This window comes from Pseudaeromonas pectinilytica (assembly GCF_054780855.1).
The window spans coordinates 1-3,985 of the sequence record NZ_BAAGVN010000266.1 but is presented as its reverse complement, the minus strand read 5'-3'; the positions used below and the strand labels follow the sequence as shown (position 1 = coordinate 3,985).

Sequence of the window (3,985 nt, the reverse complement as noted above, 5' to 3'; positions counted from 1 at the left end):
TATCTACTACCTGAAGCAACACCGCTTATATACCCGCACACTTGGAATTATTTGAGTCTCTAAAAATGAGGGGATCTCTGAGGGTTGGTGCTGTTCGCCTCATCCCTGTTATTGGTGTTAATCCAGTCGCGAGCAGGTCAGATTGGCGCCTTAGGTGCCGCCATCCTGCTATGTGCTGTAGCATTCAAATCCCAGCCCAAGCGTGTCAGTTTGTTGATCATGACTATGCTAGTTGGCCTCGCTTTCGGTCTTTGGTTTTCCTTGGATTCTGGCGGTCGGTCACCGGAAAGTTACGGTCTGACAATAAATTATCGTTTGCTCTACTGGCGGCACTGTCTGGAGTTGTTCGTGCAAGCGCCATGGTTCGGCCATGGTTATGGCATGTTCGAATCGGCGTTCGTGAATAATTATTACGCCATTCCGCAGAGTCTCTCCGGTGCCCGTATTATTGAACAGAATCTGGATCATCCGCATAACGAGATCCTCTATTGGTTAGTTGAGGGGGGAGCGGTTGCTGTTCTGGGGCTGGCGACCATGGTGTGGGCCTGGTGCAGAGTGCTACGCTTTCATGCATGGTCAAAACGTATCGCTCTATTTGCATTGCCATTGCCTTTGCTATTTCATGCCATGGTGGAATATCCGTTTTATCACTCAGTTGCGCACTGGACGGCATTGATCTGTTTGCTTTGGTTCACCGATGAAGAGAGTGAAGATATTCGAGGTTATTCCTGCCGTTTCGACTTCCTGTTGAAATCCCTAGCCATACTGGTGCCCTTGGTGGCGGTGCCCTTTATGGCCACGGGTATCCAGACGGCGTATCTGGTCACCCAGTTTGAGCGCGGCGGCATGAAGGATTTCACCTTGCTGGAGCGGGTGATAAATCCGCTGCCCTGGTTCAGTCGCTTTATGTATGACGTCATGTCCATTCGTCTGATCAATGCTATGCCAAGTCACAATGCTGCGGAACTGCAGGCCTATGTGGCCTGGGCCACAGAGTTCAATGCGGTGCAGCCGCGTAGCCAGCTGTATTGGAATGGCGCGTTGGCGCTGGATGCCTTGCAGCAACCTGAAGAGGCCGCTCGTTGGCGTGCCGAGGGCGCGCGTCTGTTTCCCGCCGATCCGCTGTTTAAACCGCAAGCCGCATCAGCTGCTGTTTCTGCGGCTAACTCGGCAGCAACTGCCACGACATCCGGGGCGGCGGCACAGCCCTGATCGGGTGAGGCTCATGTAAAAACAGATGGGTTTGCCTGTGGGCGGGGGATAGACCCGATACGTCACCTGGGATGAATGAGAATGCCAGCCGGTTTACACCGGCTGGCATTTTTTATTTCAGGCACAGCTGAATCTATTTCGAGTCTTCGGTCTACGTCAAGGCTTGTTTGTTCGATTTGTGAACTTATTTGTTGTGTGTATGTGCGTTGTTTGTGAATTGTTTGATACGGATCATCCTCGTTTCCCCCTCTAAGCTTGAACCAAGGAACCCATGTCGGGTGGAGGCTGCTATGCGTACTCAAACTCTTCAAGCACCGATGCAAGTCGTGCAGATGACTGGCGATGTGCTGGTTGTACTGGCCAATGGCGCAACGCGCCCTCTGTTGCCCGGTGAGGTTCTACCGGCCGGGACCACCTTACAACTGGCAGACGATGCCACTTTGCAGTTGGCTCCACCGGATGGTGGTGCGCCTGCAGATGCTGCCAATGCTGCTCCATCTGGGGATGCCGTGCCACAACCCGCAGCCACTGGCGTGGGAGCTGAGGTGGCGGCCATTCAACAAGCCTTACTCGAAGGCGTGGATCCGACGCTGACTCTTGAGGCTACTGCGGCGGGCGGTGCTCCGGCTGCGGGTGGTGGTGGGGCCGGAGGCAGTGGCAATGGTGGCTTCGTATCGATTGATCGGACCGGTGACTCCACCTTGGCGACTGCTGGCTTTGATACCACCTATCAGGCGGGAGCCACTACGGATGTACTTAATCCGGTAGCTGCGACGGTAGTCGATGTTCCTGCTCCTGTTATCACTCCGGATGGCAGTAGCGTCTCAGAAAGTAATTTGAGTACCAGCAATGAACTGGATACTGATCTGGTCGATGGGACCCAAGCCGGTCAGGGCTCTACGACGGTGCAGGGTAATCTGAATGTGGATTTTGGCGGCGCGACCGGCTCGGTCAGTTTCCTTCCTGTCGAGACACAGCCTGCGTTGACCTCTGGAGGCCAACCCCTGGTCTGGGTCGTGAGCGACGATGGTCTCACCCTGACCGGTAGCGTGAATGGCACTGTGATTGTGACCGTGACCCTGGCCGCCGATGGCAGCAGCTATACCGTGGACCTGGACGGTGCTTTGGACAATGGCGCTGACCCACTGGCGATTGCGATCGGCATTCAGGCTCAAAACGATGCCGGTGCCATCACCAGTGGACAAATTGTGCTGACGGTGGCCGATGATGCCCCTCTGGCGCAGGACGATGTGCTGAGTGTTGGCGAAGATGACACGACAACCGTTACGGGGAACGTATTGGTCAATGACCAAGTGGGTGCGGATGGAGCCGTGGTGACGGCACAAACGGTCACCAATGAGCTGGGATCTCTGGTCTTGGGCACTGATGGTCAATACTCTTTCACCCTGAATAGCAGCAACCCGAGCGTGCAGGCGTTGACCGAAGGCGAGACGCTGACTCAGGTCTACAGCTACACCTTGACCGATGCCGATGGTGACACCAGCACCGCCAATCTGACCATTACTATCACCGGTAGCGATGACGGCATTGTTATCACCGATCTGACGCCGTCCACCCAGGGCGGTGAAGGGGTGGTATTCGAAGATGACTTGGCCAACGGCTCGGATGCCAGCAAGGAGTCGTTGAGCGTAGAGGGCACCTTCAGTGTCTCGGCTCCGGATGGTCTGCAATCTATCACTATCGGTGGCGTCGTGGTCACCCTGGCACAACTGCAGGATGCAGCGGCCAATCCGGTGGCGCTGAGTAGCGCGCTGGGCAATAGCCTGACCATCACCGGCTTTAGCGATGGTGTAGTGAGCTACACCTACACCCTGCTGGGCAATGAGGCCCATCCCGCTGCGGGCAACGATGTGTTGCTGGATAACACCAGCATTCTGGTCACCGATCGGGATGGCGATACCGCCAGCAGCAACCTGAGCATCCAGATTGTTGATGATGTGCCGACCGCCGTGGCCGACAGTGCCAGCATCGCGGAGGATGCCGAGCTATTGACGATCGAGGGTAACGTTCTTACCTCGGACACCCAAGGTGCCGATGGCGCTGTGGTAACCCCGCAAACGGTCGAAAGTGCACTGGGCACTCTGGAGCTGGAGAGCAATGGTGAGTACAGCTTTACTCTGAACAACAGTAACCCGAGTGTGCAGGCGTTGACCGAAGGCGAGACGCTGACTCAGGTCTACAGCTATACCCTCACCGATGCCGATGGCGACACCAGCACCGCCAATCTGACCATTACTATCACCGGCAGCGATGACATTCCGACCATCGAGGCTCATGGCGAAGGACTGGGGGGCAGTGAAACCGGTCTGCCGGACGGTTCCGGTATTGCCGCGGATGCACAAGCCTCGGGCTCCTTCAGCATCGGCGACAGCGATGGTTTGGACGATATCAAGAGTCTCACCATTGCTGGCACCACCCTGAATGTTGTGGCAGGCCAAACGGTCGCCGCTCTAGTGGGGAGTGTGGTAGATACCCCGTATGGCCAATTGACGCTCGATAGCTTTGATGTCGATACTGGTACCTTTAGTTACAGCTATCAATTGTTGCGTAACGTCGACAACGACGATCCGACCCTCATCAATGCAAATACCGATGGTTTCACCGAGACGATTAGCCTGTCTGTGTCTGATGGGACCAACAGCGCCGATACCAGTTTCGGAGTGTATATCGCTGATGACACGGTGAATGCGGTCGATGATGGTCCGTTCACGGTGACCGAGGATGCCGAGTTCCCGCTCAATACCATCAGCGG

2 protein-coding genes are annotated in these 3,985 nt (G+C 55.8%); both read left to right on the top strand.

What is annotated here, in order from left to right:
* Positions 1 to 87 precede the first annotated feature (87 nt).
* On the top strand, positions 88 to 1,212 hold the full coding sequence (locus ACYVG7_RS11005; RefSeq protein ID WP_460883153.1) for a PglL family O-oligosaccharyltransferase: 1,125 nt from the start codon (positions 88 to 90) through the stop codon (positions 1,210 to 1,212).
* Positions 1,213 to 1,502: 290 nt separating this feature from the next.
* A partial coding sequence (locus ACYVG7_RS11000; RefSeq protein ID WP_460883152.1) for a retention module-containing protein occupies positions 1,503 to 3,985 on the top strand: 2,483 nt, incomplete at its 3' end.